This is a genomic window from Bacillus sp. ISL-57, from assembly GCF_018613135.1.
GTDB lineage: Bacteria > Bacillota > Bacilli > Bacillales > DSM-1321 > Peribacillus > Peribacillus frigoritolerans.
The window spans coordinates 114543-137403 of the sequence record NZ_JAGGQV010000012.1; the positions used below are offsets into that span (position 1 = coordinate 114543).

21 protein-coding genes are annotated in these 22861 nt (G+C 43.7%); 18 read left to right on the forward strand and 3 right to left on the reverse strand.

Annotated elements, in window-relative coordinates; genetic code table 11:
* Position 1 precedes the first annotated feature (1 nt).
* Positions 2-2941 (reverse strand): formate dehydrogenase subunit alpha, encoded by a 2940-nt coding sequence (fdhF, locus tag J7I90_RS17175; RefSeq protein ID WP_251025347.1) that lies wholly within the window; start codon positions 2939-2941, stop codon positions 2-4.
* Positions 2942-3276: 335 nt separating this feature from the next.
* Between fdhF and J7I90_RS17180 the strand changes: the two genes are divergently transcribed.
* From J7I90_RS17180 to J7I90_RS17265, 18 genes are all read left to right on the forward strand, one after another.
* Entirely contained in the window at positions 3277-3639 is a 363-nt protein-coding gene (locus tag J7I90_RS17180; protein WP_048688083.1) for a Na-translocating system protein MpsC family protein, read from the forward strand.
* 55 nt (positions 3640-3694) lie between these two features.
* Positions 3695-4492, forward strand: a complete 798-nt coding sequence (gene fdhD, locus J7I90_RS17185) for a formate dehydrogenase accessory sulfurtransferase FdhD (protein ID WP_214773025.1) — start codon at positions 3695-3697, stop codon at positions 4490-4492.
* A 146-nt stretch (positions 4493-4638) separates the two neighbouring features.
* On the forward strand, positions 4639-5511 hold the full coding sequence (locus tag J7I90_RS17190; RefSeq protein ID WP_214773026.1) for a LysR family transcriptional regulator: 873 nt from the start codon (positions 4639-4641) through the stop codon (positions 5509-5511).
* 154 nt (positions 5512-5665) lie between these two features.
* Entirely contained in the window at positions 5666-6592 is a 927-nt protein-coding gene (locus J7I90_RS17195) for an AEC family transporter (protein WP_095390834.1), read from the forward strand.
* Between the two features lie 328 nt (positions 6593-6920).
* Positions 6921-7943, forward strand: a complete 1023-nt coding sequence (locus J7I90_RS17200; protein WP_214773027.1) for a tripartite tricarboxylate transporter substrate binding protein — start codon at positions 6921-6923, stop codon at positions 7941-7943.
* A 57-nt stretch (positions 7944-8000) separates the two neighbouring features.
* Complete coding sequence (locus J7I90_RS17205; protein WP_214773028.1) at positions 8001-8456, forward strand: tripartite tricarboxylate transporter TctB family protein; 456 nt, start codon at positions 8001-8003, stop codon at positions 8454-8456.
* 18 nt (positions 8457-8474) lie between these two features.
* Positions 8475-10001: a tripartite tricarboxylate transporter permease gene (locus tag J7I90_RS17210; protein ID WP_214773029.1), complete on the forward strand. Its 1527-nt coding sequence runs from the start codon at positions 8475-8477 to the stop codon at positions 9999-10001.
* Positions 10002-10080: 79 nt separating this feature from the next.
* Entirely contained in the window at positions 10081-11673 is a 1593-nt protein-coding gene (locus tag J7I90_RS17215; RefSeq protein ID WP_214773030.1) for an ATP-binding protein, read from the forward strand.
* Positions 11670-12377, forward strand: coding sequence for a response regulator (locus J7I90_RS17220; RefSeq protein WP_214773031.1), 708 nt, complete (start codon positions 11670-11672; stop codon positions 12375-12377). Before J7I90_RS17215 ends, J7I90_RS17220 begins: the two co-directional genes overlap by 4 nt.
* 276 nt (positions 12378-12653) lie before the next feature.
* On the forward strand, positions 12654-13712 hold the full coding sequence (gene desA, locus J7I90_RS17225; protein WP_214773032.1) for a Delta(5) desaturase DesA: 1059 nt from the start codon (positions 12654-12656) through the stop codon (positions 13710-13712).
* Positions 13713-13806: 94 nt separating this feature from the next.
* Positions 13807-14928, forward strand: coding sequence for a sensor histidine kinase (locus J7I90_RS17230; RefSeq protein ID WP_214773033.1), 1122 nt, complete (start codon positions 13807-13809; stop codon positions 14926-14928).
* Positions 14929-14940: 12 nt separating this feature from the next.
* Positions 14941-15549 (forward strand): response regulator transcription factor, encoded by a 609-nt coding sequence (locus tag J7I90_RS17235; protein WP_214773034.1) that lies wholly within the window; start codon positions 14941-14943, stop codon positions 15547-15549.
* A 104-nt stretch (positions 15550-15653) separates the two neighbouring features.
* Complete coding sequence (gene msrA, locus J7I90_RS17240; RefSeq protein ID WP_214773035.1) at positions 15654-16175, forward strand: peptide-methionine (S)-S-oxide reductase MsrA; 522 nt, start codon at positions 15654-15656, stop codon at positions 16173-16175.
* 158 nt (positions 16176-16333) lie between these two features.
* Entirely contained in the window at positions 16334-17029 is a 696-nt protein-coding gene (locus J7I90_RS17245) for a response regulator transcription factor (RefSeq protein ID WP_034311632.1), read from the forward strand.
* Positions 17026-18381 carry a sensor histidine kinase gene (locus tag J7I90_RS17250; RefSeq protein WP_214773036.1) on the forward strand — a complete coding sequence of 452 codons (1356 nt, stop codon included), beginning with the start codon at positions 17026-17028 and terminating at the stop codon, positions 18379-18381. Before J7I90_RS17245 ends, J7I90_RS17250 begins: the two co-directional genes overlap by 4 nt.
* 64 nt (positions 18382-18445) lie before the next feature.
* On the forward strand, positions 18446-18994 hold the full coding sequence (locus J7I90_RS17255; RefSeq protein ID WP_214773037.1) for a PepSY domain-containing protein: 549 nt from the start codon (positions 18446-18448) through the stop codon (positions 18992-18994).
* A gap of 32 nt (positions 18995-19026) precedes the next feature.
* Positions 19027-19167, forward strand: a complete 141-nt coding sequence (locus J7I90_RS17260) for a hypothetical protein (protein ID WP_214773038.1) — start codon at positions 19027-19029, stop codon at positions 19165-19167.
* Between the two features lie 73 nt (positions 19168-19240).
* Positions 19241-19723 (forward strand): tetratricopeptide repeat protein, encoded by a 483-nt coding sequence (locus tag J7I90_RS17265; RefSeq protein WP_214773039.1) that lies wholly within the window; start codon positions 19241-19243, stop codon positions 19721-19723.
* Positions 19724-19950: 227 nt separating this feature from the next.
* Here the strand turns inward: J7I90_RS17265 and shc are convergent, their stop codons facing one another.
* Both shc and J7I90_RS17275 read right to left on the reverse strand, forming a co-directional pair.
* Positions 19951-21846 carry a squalene--hopene cyclase gene (gene shc, locus J7I90_RS17270; RefSeq protein WP_214773040.1) on the reverse strand — a complete coding sequence of 632 codons (1896 nt, stop codon included), beginning with the start codon at positions 21844-21846 and terminating at the stop codon, positions 19951-19953.
* 166 nt (positions 21847-22012) lie between these two features.
* The gene (locus J7I90_RS17275) at positions 22013-22351 is read right to left on the reverse strand and encodes a hypothetical protein (protein WP_214773041.1); all 339 of its coding nucleotides are present in this window, start codon (positions 22349-22351) and stop codon (positions 22013-22015) included.
* Between the last annotated feature and the right edge of the window lie 510 nt (positions 22352-22861).

The following is a 22861-nucleotide window of genomic DNA, read 5'->3' on the forward strand; positions in this document are numbered from 1 at the left end:
TTTATTTATCCGTTAAGTGAACATACCCTGGACGGGCCCACTTACGTTCAACCTCGACACCATTTTGAGGATGACGTTTTTTGTTCCGTGGATTGGTACCCGGTAATGGAATGTCTCCGCTTGCGCTTAATACCTCCATGCGGACCATCGTCTGTTTGTAAGCAGGCGTGCTTGTGCGCAGATCATAGATGGGACCGGTCAGGAAGTTAATGGAAGAGTCTTTATCGACGGAGTTCATCGGTAAAAATAGCTCATTATTTTTAACGCGGTCTGTAATCAATGCTTTTAATTTAACGGCCCCGAATGGAGACACTAAGCGAACGAGTCCGCCATCACTGACTTTACGCTCTTTGGCAAGTTCTGGTGAAACCTCGACGAAAATATCAGGTACCTTCGATTGGATTCCATTGGACTTGTTCGTCATATTGCCTTCATGGAAATGCTCCAGCATGCGTCCATTATTGATATGAAGGTCATATTCTTCCGGGAATTTATGAGGTTCCACCCAGTCAGCCAGTGCAAAGCGCGCTTTTTTATCAGGGAAGTTGAAGCCATCCACATAAAGAAGCGGCGTGCTTGATCCATCATGGCTCCCCCAGAGGAAGCTGTTCCATCCTTCCAGCACTTCGTAATTCGCTTGGCTGAATATCGGTGAAAGGCTTGCCATCTCGTCATAGATTTCACTAGGATGAGAGTAGTTCCAATTCGCACCTAAGCGGTTGGCGATTTCTTGAGTGATTTCCCAGTCCGCCTTAGAATCTCCCATAGTGGGAAGGGCTTTATATAATCGCTGTACACGGCGCTCCGTATTGGTGAACGTTCCGTCTTTTTCAAGAGATGGAGCTCCGGGCAATACCACGTCGGCATATTGGGCTGTCCTTGAAAGGAAAATATCCTGGACAACAAAGAAGTCCAATCCCGATAACACTTTATCAACATGGTTGGCATCCGCGTCAACAAGTGCCATATCTTCACCTACAAGATACATCGCCTTCATGTCGCCTTTTTCTATCGCTTTAAGCATTTCAATATTGTTCAAGCCTGGTTGGCCAGCGATTTTCACTCCATAAGCTTTTTCGAATTTAGCACGTGCCGCGTCATCGGTAACATGCTGATATCCCGGAAGCCATGTTGGAAGGGTACCCATATCGCAAGCGCCCTGTACATTGTTATGGCCGCGAAGCGGATAGGCTCCCGCTCCTGGGCGGCGGTAGTTGCCCGTAGCCAATAGCAGGTTGGAGATTGCCGCCGAAGTATCGGAAGCACCGGTGTTTTGGGTAACGCCCATTCCCCAAAGAATGCACGTTCCGTCTGCATCGCGAATGGTCTCAGCGATTTGGATCAATGTTTCTCTTGAAATGCCTGTGTGTGTTTCTGCATATTCCAGGGTATATTTCTCAAGCACTTCTTTATAATCGTCGAAGAAGTTAACATTTTCATTGATGAATTCTTGATCATGCCAGCCTTGATCGATCAAATATTTTGTAACCGCCATCAACCAGACTTGGTCCGTTCCTTGTTTTGGGCTGATATGGATGTCGGAACGTTCGGCCATTTCGTTTTTGCGGATGTCAGCTACAATCAGTTTTTGTCCGTGAAGCTTATGTGCCCGTTTAACGCGTGTCGCCAGCACGGGATGGCCTTCTGCCGGGTTGGCCCCAACGATGATGACAAGTCCTGCTGCGGCGATATCCTTGATCGTACCAGCATCTCCGCCCATGCCTACTGTACGGAACAGTCCGTCTGTTGCCGGGGATTGACAGTAACGGGAGCAGTTGTCGACGTTATTCGTTTCGAACATTTGCCGTGCCAGTTTTTGAATGACATAGTTTTCTTCATTCGTGATCTTGGATGAGGAAATGAAGCCTACTGAATTTCCGCCGTATTGCTGTTTGATCGAACCCAGTCTGGACGCAACCAAATCAAGTGCTTCATCCCAGCTTGATTCAACGAATCTTCCGTTTTTCCGAATCAGGGGCTTTGTCAAACGTTCTTCCGAGTTTACGAAGTCCCAACCGAATTTCCCTTTGACACATGTGGATATCGCATTGACAGGCGCTTCATGAGTAGGTTGGACTTTAAGGATTTTACGGCCTTTTGTCCAGACTTCGAATGTGCATCCTACCCCACAGAACGTACAGACCGTTTTTGTCTTCTTCGTCCGTGTCTCCCGCATTGCCGCTTCAATCTCCGAAATGGCAAAAATCCCGCTGTATCCAGGTTCCACTTCTTTGACAAGGTCTATCATCGGTTCCAGCATATCGTTTTTCAAGCCTGACATGAAACCAGCTTCGCCAAGCATCGATTTTTCCATTAATGCATTACAGGGACAAATCGTTACACACTGTCCGCAGCCTACACAAGATGAGTTATTGATTTCCGTTCCTTCATCCCATATTACCCGAGGGCGTTCTGCTTCCCAGTCGATGGACAGCGTCTCGTTGACCTGAAGGTTTTGGCACACTTCAACACATTGCCCGCATGCGATGCATTGATTGGCATCATAGCGGTAAAATGGATGGGACATATCGACGGCGCCCAATTCCACTTTTGGTGTGTAGGGATATTTTTGGTGTTCAATTTCCATTAATTCTGCCGTGTTATGCAGCTTGCAATTTCCGTTATTATTATCACATACAGTACAGTATAAAGAATGGTTTTCCAGGATTCGGTCCATGGCCTCGGTTTGGGCTTCTTTTGCCTTGCTTGAGTCCAAGGCTATATCCATGCCGCCCACTGCTTTTGTCGAACATGACCGGACGAGTTTCCCATTAACTTCGACGATGCATGTGTCGCATGTTTGGATCGGGTCCACCTCGGGAACATAACAAATCTGTGGATGGGCCATCTCATTTTGGTTGATGACCTCAAGTATTGTCGCACCTTCATTAGCGGTATAAGCCTTCCCGTTGATTGTGATGGTGATGTTCGAATCGCTCATTATATTTCCCCCTTTTTATAGCCAAAAAGACGCAAAAAAACCACCATGATTACACCTCAGTCTCTGAACGGAAATGTAGGTCATGGTGGAATAGTTTAATAGCAAAGCTTGCCAATATACCAATCCATACCATATTGGATCATATTAAAGAAAGATAGGGCACAACAGTACACTATTATGCTCCCAACTTTCATCATTGATATTATACCTTTTATCTTGAAAAGAAACAATCCTGGAAAGAGGGTATCATTCCCAAATTCCTTTCGTTTTTCTTCGCGTTGATTTATGATAAGAAAATTGAGAACTTAATTTTCTTGAAATGGAGTGACGCAACGGTGTCAAAAGTTATCCATGAATTCAATGATATGATTCGTAAGCTGCGCAAGGAACTATTCGGTAAAGGACCAGAACGTATACACACGGTTTTCGTGGAAAATATGGCCGTTTCTACGTTATATGGAAATTTGACTCCTACGGAAATGTTCATATCAAGATCGGAGGAAGGAAGGGATATGGTCCATTCTGCACGAACCAAAATGGTTCAGGATGTTTATTCGGAGAGTCCTCCTGATGGAATGGAAGATCTGGTTGGAGCTAAACTGCTCCATTTGTTTTCAGACATTAAAATCAAAGAGAACATAGCGATTTCCGTATTCGTATTTGATAAGAATATAGCGGACAAACTCAACGGGCATTGACCATGTTCCTTAACATTTGGTCAATTGGCTCCTGGATAGTAAAAGGAGTGGGAACATGAAAGCGATTGAAATCAAGAGGGACATCATCCGGATAACCAAAGGTAACATCGAGCGGACGGAAGATGCGATCGTAACGGAGTATCCCGTTACTGTCAAAATAAATGGCCAGGAATTCGTCACGATGGTTTGTACACCGGAATACATCGAGGATATGGTGACTGGTTATTTGGCTTCGGAAGGCATCATCAAAAAATATGATGAGATAAAAGAAATCTGGGTCCAGGAAAAAGAAGGCTTTGTTCATGTGAAGACGGATAAAGTGAATCCCTACTTCCAGGACTTTCAAAATAAGCGGTATATTACATCATGCTGCGGAATGAGCAGACAAGGTTTCGTCTTTGTAAATGATGCATTGACTGCCAAGAAAATGGATGATGTTTCGGTGAAACTGACTCCTGAGGACTGCTTCCGCTTGATGAAGGATTTACAAAATTCTGCTGTCACCTTCCAGAACACGGGCGGAGTCCACAATGCCGCTTTATGTGATGCCGGCGGCCTCGTATTAAGCAGGATGGACATCGGAAGGCATAATGCCTTGGACAAAATATACGGGCATTGCTTGAAAAATGGCATTTCGATGGAAGGGAAGGCCATCGTGTTCAGCGGCAGGATTTCATCGGAAATTCTTTTGAAAGTGGCGAAAATCGGCTGTGAACTGATACTCTCGAAGTCCGCTCCAACAGAATTGGCTTTGGAGTTGGCTGAAGGATTGGGAATCACGACGGTCGGGTTCATTCGCAATGAATCGCTGAATATCTACACATGTCCTGAAAGGATTCTATTGAATGACTGAGCATCCTTCGCTGGAAGGATGCTTATCGGAAAGTACAGGCGGTTTGGCCTGGGCTTTTTTGTATTTGTAAAAGGATATATCAAGCAGGCCTTTTATGGTACAGTTTTTATAAAACATTCAAGGGAATTCGTATCGGGGGAAGAGGTATGAACGAAAGGGATTGGCATATTTTAAAAGTGTTGCATGAACACAGGAATATTACTAAAACGGCGCAAAGTTTATATATCTCGCAACCTTCTTTAACGAAAAGGATTCAACAAATGGAGAAGGAATTCAATCTGAAGATTGTGGAGCGGGGAACTAGGGGAGTGCAGTTCACCCCTCAAGGTGAATATTTGGCCATCTGTGCAGATGAGATGCTGATCAGGCTCCGGCAGATAAAAGAGACAGCGTTCAATATGGGGCAGGAGATCAGTGGAACATTACGGCTGGGTGTTTCCAACTATATTACGCTGCATAAGTTGCCAGGCCTGCTGAAAATATTTCGCGAGCGATTTCCTAAAGTGGATTTCCATGTGACAACTGGCTGGAGTAAAGAAGTGCTGAACCTCATTTATAAGGAAGAAGTGCATGTCGGGATTGTTCGGGGGGACTATCAATGGTCAGGATCAAGGCATCATCTTTTTGAGGAAACGATTTGTATTGCTTCCAAGGAAGAAATCGATGTCCGGAACCTGCCTTTCCTGCCGAGGATCGATTATGGGACAGATGCCCTTTTGAAGACAATGATCGATAATTGGTGGAGAGACAATTTTTCCGGGCCTCCTTTGGTGGGGATGGAAGTGGACAAAGGGGATACATGCAAGGAAATGGTCAAGAATGGCCTGGGATATGGCATCCTCCCCAGTGTTTTATTGGAGAAAGACCAAAACCTCCGTCAAATGGACCTTAAGGACAAGCAAGGTAATCCCCTTATCAGGAATACATGGATGTTATATCATGAAAAGTCGCTGGAATTAAAACTGGTCAAAGAGTTTGTCGAATTCGTCAAAGGCGTCGATTTCATGAGGGATATTTAACGAGAAGCGCAGAAACCTCTGTGCTTTTTTATCATTCCTTTTTTGAATGGATAACGATAATTTATTGGTATTTTAATTATGGCCATCCCGGCATTATGATAGATGGGAGATGTAAATCATCAGGAATTTGCCTAAGGAATGGAGAGGAAGTTAAGTGAGTGTCCTGTTTTTGATCGTATTGAATGTCATTGTACCGGTTTTTTTCCTTATAGGGGCGGGGGCCATTCTGCATCGTAAATTCAAGTTGGATATGAATACGCTCTCTAAATTGAATCACTTCCTGCTCATGCCCGCCATTAGCTTTGTCAATATCTATCAAAGCAAATTGGGCGGGGGGATGATCGTCCAGATATTCAGCTTCCTTGCTCTTCAAGCAGTAAGTCTCATCATCGTGAGTACAGTGGTAGCTAAACTAGCCAGGTTTGACCAAAGTCTTTCGGCCACGTTTAAAAATAGTGTAGTCCTGAATAACTCGGCCAATTTCGGGTTACCTGTCAGTCAGATGGTTTTTAATGGTAATCCCCTTGGCCTGTCGATCCAAGTCATCGTGATCATTTTTCAGAATCTGTTGACCTATACCTATGGATTGATGAATTCGGTTTCCGTCCATACAAAAAGTGCAAAGGGTGCCATTCGCGAGTTCTTGAAGAACCCCGTCATTTATGCATTATTGCTTGGTTTAATATTACAGGCAGCTTCTTTCGAAATCCCTCTGTTCTTATGGACCCCGATTGATAATATCGCGAGTGCCTTCATTGCCATTGCATTGATTACATTGGGTGCACAGAGTGCCTATTTGAAAATAACGCATTTCCCGCTTCCTCTGATCCTTAGCTTGGCGGGGCGGTTAATACTCTCGCCATCCATCGCTTTCCTGATCATTCTCATGCTGGGCCTGGAAGGGACTGTCGCCCAAGGGTTGTTTATCGCAAGCTCATTTCCCACATCAAGAAACAGCGCATTATTCGCTTTGGAATATGATAACCATCCGGAGTATGCGGCACAGGCGGTTTTGATGTCGACTTTATTCAGCAGCATAACGGTAACGATGGTCGTATATCTATCAAAAATACTATTCTAGCAGGGCTGCTCAAACTTCAGTTTAAAGTGTTTGTAAAATCGAACCGCGCTTCCCGCGGGCAGTCCCCCCTCGGCGTTCTTTACGCCTGCGGGGTGTCCCTAGGACACGCTTTTCCTGCAGGAGTCTCAATCGCTTTGTTTTATTTAGATAGAACCCCTTTTGTCTGCAAACAGGGACTGCTCTGAAGGAGCAGTCTTTTCCCTTTTTCCTGCGATAAAACTTTATGAACATTATGAGGGTTTTGGAATTTATGCATTTTAGTTGGGTAATCATTGAAAGCGAAGATATTTTTGTAGAATTAAGAAAACGCTTTCAAAGGGGGATTACGATGTTTTCTCGTAAAAAGATTTCAGCGGTACTATTGGCAGGTTCGTTAGCTTTAAGTTTAGGTGCATGCAGCAGTTCGGATACATCAGGAGAAAAGAAAGAAAGTACAGGCTATCCGAAAAAAGCGATAACGGTCGTTGCTCCATCGGGCGCAGGCGGTGGATGGGATTTAACCGCCCGTTCATTTACAAAGGTCTTGAGTGAGACAAAACTGGTGAACCAGCCATTGACCGTCGAAAACAAACCCGGCGGCGGGGGCGCTGTCTTCATGGCGGACTATGCAACACAGCAAGCGGATAATAATGACATGCTGTTCGTTAATTCACCGCCTGTCATCATCAATAACCTTAAAAAAGAAGGCAATAGTCCTTATGGATATAAAAATACGACACCTTTGGCGCAGCTGACAAAGGATTATGGGGCGATAGTGGTAAAGGCGGATTCTGAATTCAAGGATTTGAAATCAGTGCTGGAAGCGGTGAAGAAAGATCCGCGTAAGCTGACCTTTGCAGGGGGATCTGCACCGGGATCCATGGATCATTTGATTTCCATTCTTCCAGCCTATGAATATGGCTTGAATCCAACCGAACTTAAATACGTTTCTTACGACGGTGGCGGGGAAGCGATTACGGCATTGCTTGGCGGAAATGCGGATGTGATCGGAACGGATGCATCCAGTGTCAGGGAATTTTTAAAAGCAGGAAAGATTAGAGTGTTGGCCGTAACCTCGAATGAACGTTTAGGTGGGGATCTTAAAGACATACCTACGGCAAAGGAACAAGGGGTCGATGCTGAATTCACGATTTGGAGAGGCGTTTTTGGACCGCAGAATATGTCTGGTGAAGCGAAAGCCTTTTGGGACGGAACCATTGAGAAGCTAGTTGAAACTTCTGAATGGAAAAAGGAAGTGGAAGTGCAGGGATGGGAACAAGAATACAAAAATAGTGAAGAATTCAGCAAGTTTTTAGTAGAACAGGAGAAACAGGTGCAGCAATTATTGAAAGCTTTAGGCATGGAAAAATAATCGAGAAGAAGGGGGTGCTTTCACCTTCTTCTTATTTTCTGAAATGGGGGGATTGTGATGGATGTTAAATTTGATCGCTTTGCTTCTGCAGCCTTTCTGGCTGTCGGAGTGCTGTTTATGATAGGAAGCAGGAAACTGGCCAGTTCTTCATATGGAAGTTCGGTAGGACCGGACATTTTCCCTTTTGTATTGGGGCTCGTTCTTTCTCTTTTAAGTATTCGCCTGTTCTATGAGGCATTTCGGGGCAAGGGGCAGGAATCACGTAAAGAAAAGCTTCAATATAAACCATTTATCATCATTCTTCTCTCCACCTTGATTTATATTTTGACAATGGAAACGATAGGATATGTCATTACGACCTTTCTGTTTTTGTTTGTTTGCTTTCAAACGATGGAACGGAATAAGTGGGTGAATTCGCTCATCATTTCCGCAGGTTTTTCCGGAATCATCTATTATTTATTCGTGAATGTGTTAAAGGGAACATTGCCGGGTTGGCCAATCTGGTTTTCATAAAAGGAAGGGGGATGTGAAGTGGGCACTTTTGATTATTTAATGCATGGATTTGAAACGGCACTAACTTGGTATAACATACTATTTGCGTTTGTCGGGGTATTGATCGGTACGGCGGTCGGCGTTTTGCCGGGGATCGGGCCGATGAGCGGTGTGGCTCTTTTAATACCGGTAACCGCTTCGATTACAGGTGGCCTTCCTCCAGAGCAAGCAGCAACAAGCGCCATCATTTTACTTGCAGGTGTTTATTATGGAGCGATGTATGGAGGATCGACAACTTCAATCCTATTGAATACACCTGGCGAATCTTCTTCTGTCGTCACCACATTGGATGGCTACCAAATGGCCAAGAAGGGAAGAGCCGGGAGTGCTTTATCCATTTCGGCGATCGGTTCCTTCGTCGGTGGGATCGTCACCCTTATCGCCATGATTGCCTTGGCTCAGCCATTATCGACGATTGCCATTAAATTCGGTCCCGCGGAATATTTTTCACTCATGCTTCTAGGGTTGGCGGCAGTCAGCGGCCTTGCGGGAAAATCCGTAACCAAAGCACTGATCATGACGGTTTGCGGTTTGCTGATCGGGACGATAGGCATTGATAATGTTTCCGGGATCGCCCGTTTTACATTCGACATTCCTTGGCTGTATCAAGGGGTCGAATTCCTGACGATAGCTGTTGGTCTATTCGCCCTTGGGGAAGTATTCAAGACAATCTTGGAAAAGGACGAGGGTGATGGGGAAATTGCAAAGATCAATAATTTGATTCCTTCCAAAGAGGAATTCAAGGAATCTGCGGGGCCGATTGCGAGGGGATCGCTCTTAGGTTTCTTTGTAGGAATCCTGCCGGGTGCCGGGGCCACTCTAGCTTCCTTCTTCTCATACCTTATGGAAAAACGGATTTCAAAAAAACCTGGGAGATTCGGTACAGGGGCGATCGCTGGTGTGGCTGGTCCTGAAACGGCCAATAACGCGGCTTCTGGCGGAGCGATGATTCCATTATTGACGCTGGGAATTCCGGGTTCCGGTACAACGGCGATTTTAATGGGTGCGCTCATGATGTACAATGTTCAGCCAGGTCCATTATTATTCGAGGACCATCCTCAGGTGGCTTGGGGACTTATCGCCAGTATGTTCATCGGGAATCTGATGCTCCTCATCCTTAATCTCCCGCTCGTTAAGGTTTTTGCGAAAATCATTGAAACGCCAAAGAAATATTTGATTCCGATCATTATCGCGATTTCCATTTTTGGTGTTTATGCGGTACAAGTATCGACTTATGATTTATTGCTATTACTAGGGTGCGGGATCTTGGGATACTTCTTAAGTAAAAATGATTATCCAATTGCCCCGTTGGTATTAGGACTGGTGTTAGGACCGATGATAGAAAACAATATGCGCAGGGCACTGACGATATCCGATGGGGATTACAGTTTGTTTTTCACTCGGCCGCTTTCGCTGACCTTCCTGATCGTAACGGCATTATGGCTGCTCATTCCGGTATTACTTAAGAAGAGAGGGAAGGATGTTGTCATCAATATTGAAGGTTAATCGATATTTTCTGAATGTTGCGAAATAACCCCTTTTTTAAAGGGGTTATTTTTTATATGATGTAATTAGGGGTGATTGAATGCGTTTACACACCAAGTTGATGCTGGGCATCTGTACGTTAATCATCTTAATGGGTGGAATCTTTGAAGTTATTTTCATAAATATCCTGGAAAATAACCTGAAGCAGGAAACGGGGGAAAAAGCATTGTCGGTTGCCCAGACCATTTCTTTGCTGCCTGAAATTAAACAAGCTTTTCGAACGGATCATCCTTCTGTAATCATCCAGCCCATCGCGGAAAGAATCCGCAGGCAGATCGATGCGGAATTCATAGTAATAGGAGATGAGAATGAAACACGGCTGTCTCATCCAAATCCCGACATGATCGGGAGGAAAATGGTAGGGGGAGACAACGCCGAGGTTTGGGATGGGAAATCCATCATCACGGAATCCACTGGAACATTGGGACCTTCCATAAGGGGGAAATCCCCGATAATCGCCAATGAAAAGGTCATTGGTGTCGTCTCCGTTGGCTACCTACAGGATGATATTGAAAAAGAAGTGTCCAGTATACAAAGAAAGATCGTCTTGATCATCTCTTTGATATTAATCGGCGGTTTGTTGGTGGCCTTTTTCATTTCATTCAATATAAAAAAGGCGATATTGGGTCTGGAGCCGAAAGAGATCGCCTGGATGTTTCAAGAGAAGCATGCCATTTTGGAATCCATTCATGAAGGCATCATTGCCATTGATGTTCATGGGAAGATCACGGTCGTCAATGAAACGGCGCATAAATTCCTTCATATCCCTAAAGACGTCATGCTTCGCGGACAAAAAATCGAAGAAGTCCTAACGCATACACATTTGCTTGATGTAGTAAGCACGGCACGGGCCGAATATGACCAGGAATTCATGATTGACGGTGAAGTTTTTTTGGCAAGCCGGATCCCCATTTTGAATGGACAGGGTGAAATCATCGGTGCAGTTGCGAGTTTGAGAAATAAATCGGAACTATCCAATCTCCTTCAAGAACTGTCACATGTTAAGGCGTATGCAGAAGGGCTGAGGGCCCAGACACATGAATATTCCAATCGGCTCTATACACTGCTAGGCTTGATCCAACTAGGTTCATATAAAGAAGCAATGGATTTCATATCGACGGAAGTCGATGTCACCCAAGGCTTCATTCACTTTCTGATGAAGGAAGTGCCCGATCCGATCATTGCGGGGTTCATCCTAGGGAAGGTGAGTTTAGCCAGCGAGCTGAAAATTGATTTTACCATCGATAGAGAAAGCAGTTTTAAAGATATTCCGTCCGAAATAGATCGCGATTTATTAGTGACGATCATTGGCAATCTCATCAATAATGCCTTCGAAGCTGTACGGGAAAACGAAAGGAAGGAAAAAAGGGTATCATTGTTCGTCACGGACTTGGGTAAAGAGTTGATCATGGAGGTCGAAGATAATGGAAAAGGGATGAGCTCAAATGTTACCGAACTGATTTTCCGGAACGGTTTTACGACGAAAAGCCATCAAACCAATTCGGGTATAGGTTTGAGCCTTGTTCAGGAAGCAATTGATGGATTAGGGGGATATATCACTTTTTCTACGAAAGAAGGGGAATATACGATTTTTACCGTAGCCATACCAAAAAACAGAGGGGGGATTAAATGATGGCCCATCGCGCTATAGAAGTTCTGATCGTCGAAGATGACCTTCGGATTGCCGAGATACAAAAGCTATTCATCGAAAAGCTTGAGGGGTTTCAAACGATCGGGATCGCATCAAGCTATGACGAGGCTAAAAGCTTCATTGAAATCATGCAGCCGGATCTATTGCTGCTCGATATGTATTTTCCGGATATGAATGGTCTAGATATCCTGAAAGAAATCAAGCAGCAAAGCAAACAAATGGATGTCATCATGATAACGGCGGCTAAAGAAATCGAAAAAGTCCAGGAAGCCATCAAGATCGGCATATTTGATTATATAATCAAGCCTGTCGCATTTGAACGTTTCAAGCAATCCTTATGCCGGTACCAAGAGTATCACATTAAACTGTCTGAATTGGAAAAGGGTAATTTTCCTGTAACGCAGCAACAGGTGGACAAGCTTTTGCGAAAGGAAATGAAAGAAAAAGAGAGGGAACAAACTTCACTGCCAAAAGGAATCGATCGGATGACTTTGGAGAAGGTGATGGTTGTGTTGGGGAAATCCTCCCTGGGGTTAACTGCAGAAATAGTGGCGAAGGAAATCGGGGTGAGCAGGACAACGGCAAGGCGGTATCTGGAGCACTTGATGTCAGAGGAAAAAATTGATGCCGATTTAACATATGGCACGGTAGGACGACCTGAACGGGTATATGCCATCAAGATATAATGGGTTCGCCAAAGGCGGATCTTTTTTTATTTGATCGAATAAATGCAGGCGATTTCTTGGAATTAGATTGATGGGGAATTCACGTTTTTTTTGCAGTTTAAAAATGATGAATGGGGAAAAAATACGTGTGAAAAGTTTTGATGCAGACAAGTATATGACAAGTGTCATGGCAGGGAATTGACGTTTATGACTATAGAAAATCGGTTATAATTCCTATACTTAAAGAAGAGATGTAAGCATAACCAATCCATTCCTATATATTATGAGGAGGAAATCATGAGTAATCATAATCATAATCAAAAACAATTGAGAAAAGATATTGCCCCTTTTGAAAAATCCAATACTAAATCAAGCGTGAAACAGCTCATAAATACATTTCCGCCATTTTTCCTGTTATGGTTTTTAGCTTATCAAAGCTTAACCATTTCATACTGGCTGACACTTGCATTGGCCGTTCTTGCTTCAGGATTCGTAGTCAGGATTTTCATCATTTTCCATGATTGCTGTCATCAATCGTTTTTCAAAAGCAGGAAAGCGAATAGCATCCTGGGGACAATCAGTGGGATCGTTACATTATTTCCGTATGAGCAATGGAAGCATAGCCACTCCATACATCATGCAACTAGCAGTAATTTAAACAAACGCGGTACAGGGGACATTTGGATCATGACCGTTGATGAATATATCGCCGCTTCATTCTGGGGGCGTCTTGCTTACCGTTTATATAGAAATCCGATCGTCATGTTTGGATTGGGTCCATTTTATCTATTTCTTATATCGAACCGCCTGAATAAAAAGGGCGCTAAAAAGAAAGAACGAATGAATACGTATTTGACAAATGCTGCAATCGTGGCCATTTATGGTCTTTTATGCTTGGCTATCGGATGGCAGGCATTCCTGATGATTCAGGTACCGATGCTTTTTGTAACGGGATCTCTGGGCATCTGGCTGTTTTATGTACAGCATCAGTTCGAAGATTCTTATTTCGAAGAGGAATCTGAATGGGATTACGTGAAGGCTGCCATTGATGGAAGTTCTTATTATAAACTCCCAAAGGTTTTGCAATGGGTAACTGGTAATATCGGTTTCCACCACGTGCATCATCTTAGTCCAAGAGTGCCAAACTATAACTTGGAAAAAGTCCATGAGTCCACCCTGCCATTGCAGCAGGCAACGACAATCACCCTTAGTTCAAGTTTAAGATCGCTTCGCTTCCGCCTTTATGATGGAGAAAACAAGACGTTTGTAAGTTTTAAAGAGATTAAGGAACGTCTAAATGAAACAAAATCCAAGGTGGAAATCAATAATAAACGTCCAAGTCTTCAAGAAAAATAAATAGTTCATTAAAAAACCATTCGATTCCCATTGGATGGTTTTTTGATGAAACTCATTAGTATATACTAGGATAAAAAGAAATAGAGGCGGCGCCATGCAAAGTTGGTATCATATCTTTCCGAAAAACACAGGGCTGAGCCCTTATGTCTGGATCATTTTTTGTATCCTTCCTTTTTATTTCATCTTCAAATCCTCTTCGATGCTGGAGATAGTCTTTGGAATCGTCATGATCATTTTGTTTTTCATATCATATGGTCTCTCATTCGTTTCGAAGGGATGGCCCGTATACGTGTGGACGGCGATACAAATAATCATTTCCATATCGATGACCATATTTTTCAGCTACATTTACTTTTCACTCTTTTTGGCATTCTTTATTGGGAATGTTCAAAATAAGGTTGGCTTTTTCGTATTATATTCAATCCAGCTATTGGCTACCATCGTGTCTGTCAATATAGGTTTCATCATGAAAGACCCTACCTTCTTTTCGCAATTTCCCTTTATGCTCATTTGTGTGGTAGGCGTGATCCTTCTCCCTTTCAACACGTATAATCGGAACAAACGGGGCATGCTGGAAGAACAATTGGAGGACGCCCATAAACGAATATCAGAGCTTGGCAAAATGGAAGAACGTCAGCGGATTGCCCGTGATTTACATGATACACTTGGTCAAAAGCTGTCTTTGATTGGCTTGAAAAGTGACCTTGCAGGGAAATTGATCGATTTGAATCCGGAGACGGCCAAGAAGGAAATCAAGGATATCCGTCAAACGGCAAGGACGGCACTCAAGGAAGTACGTGAAATGGTGTCGGAAATGCGTGGGTCCAAGCTAAGCGATGAAATCATCCGGGTCAAGCAAATATTGAAAGCGGCAGAGATAGAATTCAAGTTGGAAGGCACCGTGGAATTGCGAGATACCCCATTGCTTGTAGAAACGGTTTTGAGCATGTGCCTGAAGGAAGCTGTGACCAATATCGTCAAACATAGCGGTGCCGACTGCTGTAATATCGTCATCGAAGAATTACAAACAGGAGTGACGATTACAGTACAGGATAATGGAGTGGGGCTTTCAAACCGATCAGAGTATATTAAAGGCAATGGACTTCAAGGAATGAAAGAAAGGCTGGAATTCGTTAATGGCAGCCTGGATATTCAATCAACAGAGGGAACGACACTTTATATAAGGGTTCCGAATGCTATAAAAAATAATGGATAGGTGGGATTAACCTTGATTCGAATCGTAATTGCCGAAGATCAGCGAATGCTGCTTGGCGCGCTAGGTTCCATCCTTGATTTGGAAAGTGACATGGAAGTTGTAGGGAAAGCGAGCAATGGGGAAGAAGCAATGAATCTCGTCAATCAATTAAAGCCGGATATCTGCATAACCGATATTGAAATGCCAGTTAAAACTGGGCTCGATGTAGCGGAGGAGATCAAGGAACAGGGCCACCAATGCAAGGTCATCATTTTGACCACCTTTGCACGTCCTGGGTATTTTGAAAGAGCAAGAAAGGCCGAGGTAGGCGGATATCTTCTCAAGGATAGCCCTAGTGAGGAACTGGCGAACTCGATCCGTGTCATCATGGATGGGCGGCGCATTTATGCTCCCGAACTGGTGGATATGGCATTCGAAGAAGAAAACCCTTTGACTGAAAGAGAGAGTCAAGTGCTCAAATTGATCGCAGATGGTAAGACCACAAAGGAAATCGCAAGCCAGCTTTATCTGACCAATGGAACGGTCCGTAATTATATATCAGTCATCCTTGATAAATTGGATGTAAGCAACCGCGTTGAAGCGATCGTAAGATTCAAGGAGAAGGGCTGGTCAAAAGATTGAACAAAGCGTAAATCCCTGGAGGTTTTGCAAATCAAAAAAGCACAGTGTCAGGATTGAAATATGGTATATTAATTTCTATTACATAAGGAAAGAGGATGACCATTATGCAAAAGGCTACATTTGCTGGAGGCTGTTTCTGGTGCATGGTGACACCATTTGAAGAACAACCGGGTATTGGGGGAATCGTATCCGGTTATACGGGAGGACATGTTGAAAACCCGACTTACGAGGAAGTGAAAACGGGAACTACGGGGCATTATGAAGTCGTGGAAATCACTTTCGACCCTCAGTTATTTCCTTATGAAAGATTGCTGGAACTATATTGGCAGCAGATCGATCCAACCGACGACGGCGGTCAATTCCATGACAGAGGAAGCCAATATCGGACGGCCATCTTCTATCATGATGAAACGCAAGAAAAACTGGCCCTTGAAGCGAAAGAAAAGGTAGCGGCCAGCGGGAAGTTCCAGAAACCAGTCGTAACGGAAATCCTTCCGGCTAAAACCTTTTACCCTGCCGAAGAATACCATCAAGGCTATCATAAAAAAAACAAAGATGATTATAAAGCGGACCGTGCGAAATCGGGACGCGATGAATTCATTGGCCAGCATTGGAACGGTGAATGAAATGGATCGGGTGTGCTTACACATCCGGTTCTTTTTATTGTCCTTTTAACGGCTCAAAAATTTTATTCATTATTTCTACGGATTTTTATGCGGAGGGGCCGAATTCTCATGATATTTTCATATTTCTTCAGTACACTAAGGGGTAGGTGGTGATGATCATGAATAAGAGAATTTTAATAATAGAAGATGAAGAAAAAATAGCGAGGGTCCTGCAGCTGGAACTTAATCATGAGGGTTATCAAACAGAATCGGCTTTTACGGGAAAGGCAGGTCTGGAAAGGGCGGAAGCCGAAGAGTGGGATTTAATCTTATTGGATGTGATGCTGCCCGAGTTGAATGGCATAGAGGTACTTAGGCGTTACCGGAAAAAGAATGGGTCGACACCAGTCATCCTTCTGACCGCAAGGGATGCTGTGCCAGACAAGGTCAATGGCCTGGATCATGGCGCGAATGACTATGTAACGAAGCCGTTTGAAATTGAAGAGCTGCTGGCACGGATCCGTGCTTGTTTTCGTACCAATGTAAGGGAGAGCCTATCAGAAGGGGAAGTGGATGAACTAAAGATCCACGATCTGAAGCTGAACCTTGGCACTAGGGACATTCACAGGCAAGGCAATAGGATTGAGCTTACATCACGCGAGTTCGATTTGCTGGTTTATCTTTTACAAAATAAAAATCAAGTACTTTCAAGGGAGCAAATCCTGACACATGTATGGGGATATGACTTCGCAGGGGATACGAATGTGGTTGATGTGTATATCCGTTATTTGCGCAAAAAGATAGATTATCCCTTTGAGCTGCAGCTCATCCATACTTACCGCGGGGTAGGTTACAGCCTGAAGGAGCCAGTATGAAGATTCGGACGAAAATCCAATCGTATTCCAGTCTTTTTTTAAGCGTCATGCTCATCTTGTTGAGTATCATCGTTTTAATCGCCTTCCTTTGGATATCGTTAGAGAGGGAACGGGATCTGCTTGAAGATCAAGCTTCATTAATCGAAGAAAATATCCTGACGAAGGATTTGATTTCCGGTGATTCCGATTTAATGGAGCCGTATATCCCGGACGATGGAATGGTGCGGATATTCGACACGGATGGAAGGCTGGTTAAATCATTTACGGATGAAGAGGACCTCAATGGGCTTGCGGTTAAATCCTTTGACGAGAAAGGATACGACTTTGCCAAAGCTGACGGTGAATATGTATTGACCTACCGTTATCCTTATCCGGATGAGGGGAAGAAACTGGGGATGATCGAGGTCACACAGCCGCAGGATACCCTCCTTGATAATTTATCGACGCTTGCCCTCGTTTTGGGCGGTGCATCCCTTTTTGTCATTCTGTTATCGATTCTTGCCGGTAAGTGGCTGGCCAACCTGATCCTCAAACCGATATCGGTCATGAGCGGAACGATGAAGGATATTGAGAAAAGCGGGGAATTCAAACGGATACCGCTATCGGATCAATCGAAGGACGAGCTGCAGGTGATGGGAGCGGCATTCAACAGGATGATGGAAAGGCTGGAGAGGAATTATAACCAACAGCAGCAATTCCTTTCAGATGCTTCACATGAATTGAAAACACCGATTACGGTGATCGAAAGCTACTCCTCTCTATTGAAACGCTGGGGAATGGAGGATCAGGCGATTCAGGAAGAGGCAGTGGAGGCAATCCATCATGAAGCCGTCCGGATGAAAAAACTGACGGAACATTTACTGCAGTCAGCTTCCCAAACGGAACCTTCAGAAGATGTGGAAGGGAAAATAGAACTCATTTCGTTTTGTGAAGGGATTGCCCAAACATTCAGAAGGACGGGAAATCGTGAAATAACGATAGAGTCAGAGTTTAAGGAAATCTATGCGATGACCATTTCCAGTAAGCTTGAACAGGTGATAGTCATCCTATTGGACAATGCAATGAAATATAGTGAATCAAGCATACAGATCATGATAAAACGGCAGGATAATGAAATTGTCATCGGTGTGAAAGATCATGGCGGAGGGATATCACCAGAACATCTCCCACATGTATTTGACCGTTTTTATCGCGTTGATTCATCAAGGGCAAGGAAAACGGGAGGCAATGGGCTCGGGCTATCCATCGCCCGGACGCTTGTCGGGTCATTCGGCGGTAAATTGGAGATTCAAAGCGAGGTGGGGGAGGGAACGTTGGTGACTCTTACTCTTTCTCATCAAATTCTAATCTAACGCTCATGTTCATTTCATGAAGGGTGCTTATTATAAGGGTAACAACTTAAAGGAGGAAACATTCATGAAAAAACAGTGGAGTACGATTAAAGAAGGTATCATTCAAAGGAAAAAGGTAATCATGACAGTGTCCATAGCGTCCGTATTGCTTTTCGGCGGTGCTGCTGGAACGGCGGTATATGCAGTCAATAAGGGGAACCTTTCCGAGGATGAGGCTATCAAAATGATTTCAGAAAAACTAGGCGGGGAAGTTACTCAATTTGAAAAGGATTGGGACCAGCCGATGACCTATGAAATGACCGTAAAAACGAAAGAAGGCTATCAAGACGTTGACGTTGATGCTGAAAAAGGAGAGATTCTTTCTCAGGAGATGGAAGACGTTGACGATGAGGATATGAGCACACAACAAGCCGTGGAAACTGCAAAAATCAGCAGAGATCAAGCTGAAAAGATTGCCTTGAAAGCGGTGGATGGTCAAGTAACGGATATGGAGCTGGATTCAGAGAGTGGCACCCTTGTGTACGAGCTGGAAATAAAACAAGGACTAAAGGAATATGATGTAGTGGTGGATGCCACCACGGGGAAAGTATTGAAAGACCAATTGGATGATTAATCATATGTCATGTCGGCAGTAATCCATGATATATGGAGATGGAAGTGCATGAAAGGATTTGCCCGGTGGCAGATCCTTTTTTATTTGCCAAGACAGTGGGAAGTGAGGCTTACACATCCTTAACGATCATATTAGTTCCTGGCCGCAGCATTGTAGGGAGATGGGCTGTTTAACATATAAGAAGGAATTGAAAAGAAGAATCGCGAATAGGGGCATTAAGGAATCATATACAATGGAGGAATGACAATGGGAAATTTGGAAATGGCCCTGTACTTAAGGGAGAAGAAAGAATTCGAAAAATCCAATGGTTTATTGATGGATCTGGCAAAGCAAAATCCTGGCGATGCAGTCATACAGTATCAGTGTGCCTGGAGTTTTGATATTCTCGGACTTGAGGTAAAGGCGGTGCCCTATTATGAAGCAGAACTCGAATTAGGTTTGCCGGAGGAGGATGCAAAAGGGGCCTATCTCGGGTTGGGGAGCACATATCGCACCATAGGGGAATATGAAAAATCAAGACGGACATTGGAATCCGGGCTGGAGAAGTTTCCTGGGGATAAGCCTTTATTGGTATTCAGGGCCATGGCATTTTATAATTTGGCCCAACATGATCTTGCGATGGAATCTCTTTTGAAGATCATTGCCGAAACCTCGAGGGATCGAGAAATACAATCTTATGCTAAGGCGATAGAATTCTATAGTGATAAACTGGATAAAGTTTTCACATAAAATCGTGCTCATCCCCAAACTATTCACAAACCTGTATAAAACCAGTCATTTTTACATAGCCGAAATGAATGAATCAACAAATTTGATGGGGAAATTCTTGCTTTTGCCACTTTTACGGATAAATGAATGTGGATAACCTCGGATTGTGGATAACTTTCCGGTGTTATTCACTACTTTTCCACAGGTAATCCACATATTCACCTTTAATATGAAAAAAACACTGGCGATTAAGTCTCCAGGAATTTTTTATTGTAATGACTTAAGGCTAAAAGGGGATATATATAGCGATAGCTATGATAATGGATATACAAAAAATCCGCCATTCCCTGGCCTGCAGGATAATCATTGGTCCAGCTTTCTTGTTGACCTGCACGGATGAGATAGGCAATGCCTTTTTCAATCTCGGCTGTCGGCTTTTCCGATGCCGATATCAACGCATCCACAGCCCAGGCTGTATGTGTCAGTGTGCTTGTTCCGAGGGGGATATATCGCTGCTTGATATCACTGTAACAAGATTCACCCCAGCCGCCATCTTCATTTTGAATTTTCTTCAACCAAGTTAAGGCTTTTTGGATGGATGGATGTCCAGTGGCTTGCCCTGCTGCCTTCATGCCGGTCAGTGCAGACCATGTGCCATATAGAAAGCAGATGCCCCAGCGCCCATACCAGGAGCCATCTCGTTTCTGGTCTTCCAATAGCCAATCCACCGCTCTTTTACTGACTTCTTCCGGCTTCTTCATATTTGTATAGTTCCCCAGGAATTCCAGCGCCCTTCCTGTCAGATCAGCGGTGGAAGGGTCAGTCAGGAGATATTTCGAACCCTCTATAGGAAGAAGCTGCAGCCATTTATGGTCGTTATTCCGTTCGAAGGCTGGAAATCCACCATCATCATTTTGCATGGAAATCGTGAAGGCGACACCGCGCTGCCAGCTGTCCCGATTATCCGGTTTCGCTTGCAATTGCTTTGCCAGCGCCCGCAGTGAGGCGGTCGTATCATCGACATCCGGATTCATGGTATTCAAATCCGAGAACCCCCAGCCTCCAGGAATTGCATCAGGATTATGGATCAGCCAATCTCCATACATATAATGCTGGCGTGACAGTAAGTACTGATTGGCGGCCTTGACCGTTTTGTCTTTGAAAGGCATTCCCGCTTCTTGAAGGGCGTAACTTATTAAGGAGGTATTCCAAACATGGGGCGTCGTGAACTGGATATGTGTGTGTCCCTCAATGGAGCAGGCCATCCCCTTCAGACCGGCAATGGCCTTTAGAATCACTGGATCTCTTTTCGAATATCCTATTGAAAGGAGGGCAAAGATCATGAAAAAGGTAGAGCCGAAATAATTGTACAGTGTCCCATCTGGTTCCAGCCTGTCGAGCATGAACCTTTTCGTTGAATCCAAGGCCAAGGAATGCAAATAATCCGGATAACCAATCAAGGCTTTGACGCCTGTTTGAAGTTTGGAGAAGAAGGAACGATATTCTTCGGTACGGTATTCTTCCCACACTTGCTCTTCGGAACTGTCCTCCCTTGTTTGGAATAAATCTTTTAAACTTGGCGTGTCCGGGGTCGTGATCTGAAACTTTTTATGGCCAAGCAATAGCAATGGAATCATATTGACCCGCCCATAAACGGAAAGGTCATAAATGCTGACGAAAAAGGTCGGAGGCAGTAAGACCACTTCGAGTGGAATGGGGAATAGGCGCGGCCATTGATATTGTCCGGTGACAGTAAGCATCATTTTCGTTAACATTTTGGCCTGTTTGATGCCGCCCTTGGAAAGAATGAATTGTTTGGCTTTCCTCATATGGGGATGATTCTTATTGCGGAGTCCGCTAAAAAGAAGGCCATAGTAAGCCTCGATCGTAACCGTAACATTGCCGTCCTTCTCATCTTGGAAAAGTTTCCATGACCCATTTTCCGTTTGCTTGCTTTCGATTCTTTTTACTAAAGCATCTATAAGTGAAGTATCTTCCATATCTAGAATTTTCAATAATATGATCATATAGGCATCTGCTGTTATCCCGGTGTCAAAGGGATAATTCCACGAACCATCAGCGGATTGGTCTTGTTTCAAGCGATGAACAAGGCGATTGATTTCCGATTGTACATGTTGGTTCAATGACTTTCCTCCTCTAAAAACACATTTCCGTTTATATGTATATTCAAAACTTGTCGTTGCATTCAAGAAATCAGGTCAGGTGCATCGTCCCACATGAATAAAGGAGGGGGAACTAAAAACGCTTTGGCAATGAGAGCTGCCAAAGCGTCATTTTAGATCCTATGCATCATTTAACTGGTAAGGAAGATGACCGCACATAGCGGTAAATCGGCAGCACGTAGCTGTCTATGCCTTCGGGTTCGAGGGCAAGGGAGAGGAAGTTGGCATCAGGATGACCCCATGTCGAAAACATAGCTTCCTTTTGGGAAATCTCGAGTTTTTGAAGTGACGACTCCCTTGTGGAATGTCCGCTTTCCAGTTCAGCGGAAACTATTAAATCATTGACCATACTTTCAACAGCTACCTTCATGTATTTTTTATTTTCAGCAATTTTTGCTGATACAGAAGGGTTTGGGAACCGTTTCAGCCCCTTTATGAACCACTGCTGTCGTTTCGAAAGGCCCATTTATAAATAAACTGGAAATGTTATTAGTGAAAAGTAGTCTATTTCATTTTTAGAAAGGTTTTTTTCAAACTCTGAAAAAATATTGAAAATCGTTTTCTTAATCAAATTTATAACGATTACTGACTAAGATACCTCTAATTCTTTTTTTTAAGGTGTTTTTCATGCTCAAAATGCAATTTTCATGATTGGTATAATGTTTACTTTTAGTTTATTCTAAGAGCAAATAAAAAGAGGAAGTGGTTTTGATGTCTTTAGGAGTAAATAACGATATTAAAATTCAGCCAAGAGAGGTACGAAGAATTTGCCCCTTATTGAGAAAGAGTTTGAAATTTAGTAAATTCATGGGGATGTAAAGGTTTTCTATGAATTTATAAATATGCCTGTAAAGGATGCAGGAGACTGTTGGAAGTAGACGGCAATATGGGGAAGATGTGTGGTTTCCAAATGATTGTATAACGGTTTTCAACCTGAAAAATTAGCTGAAGATTGGCTGGAAGGCTATATTGAGGA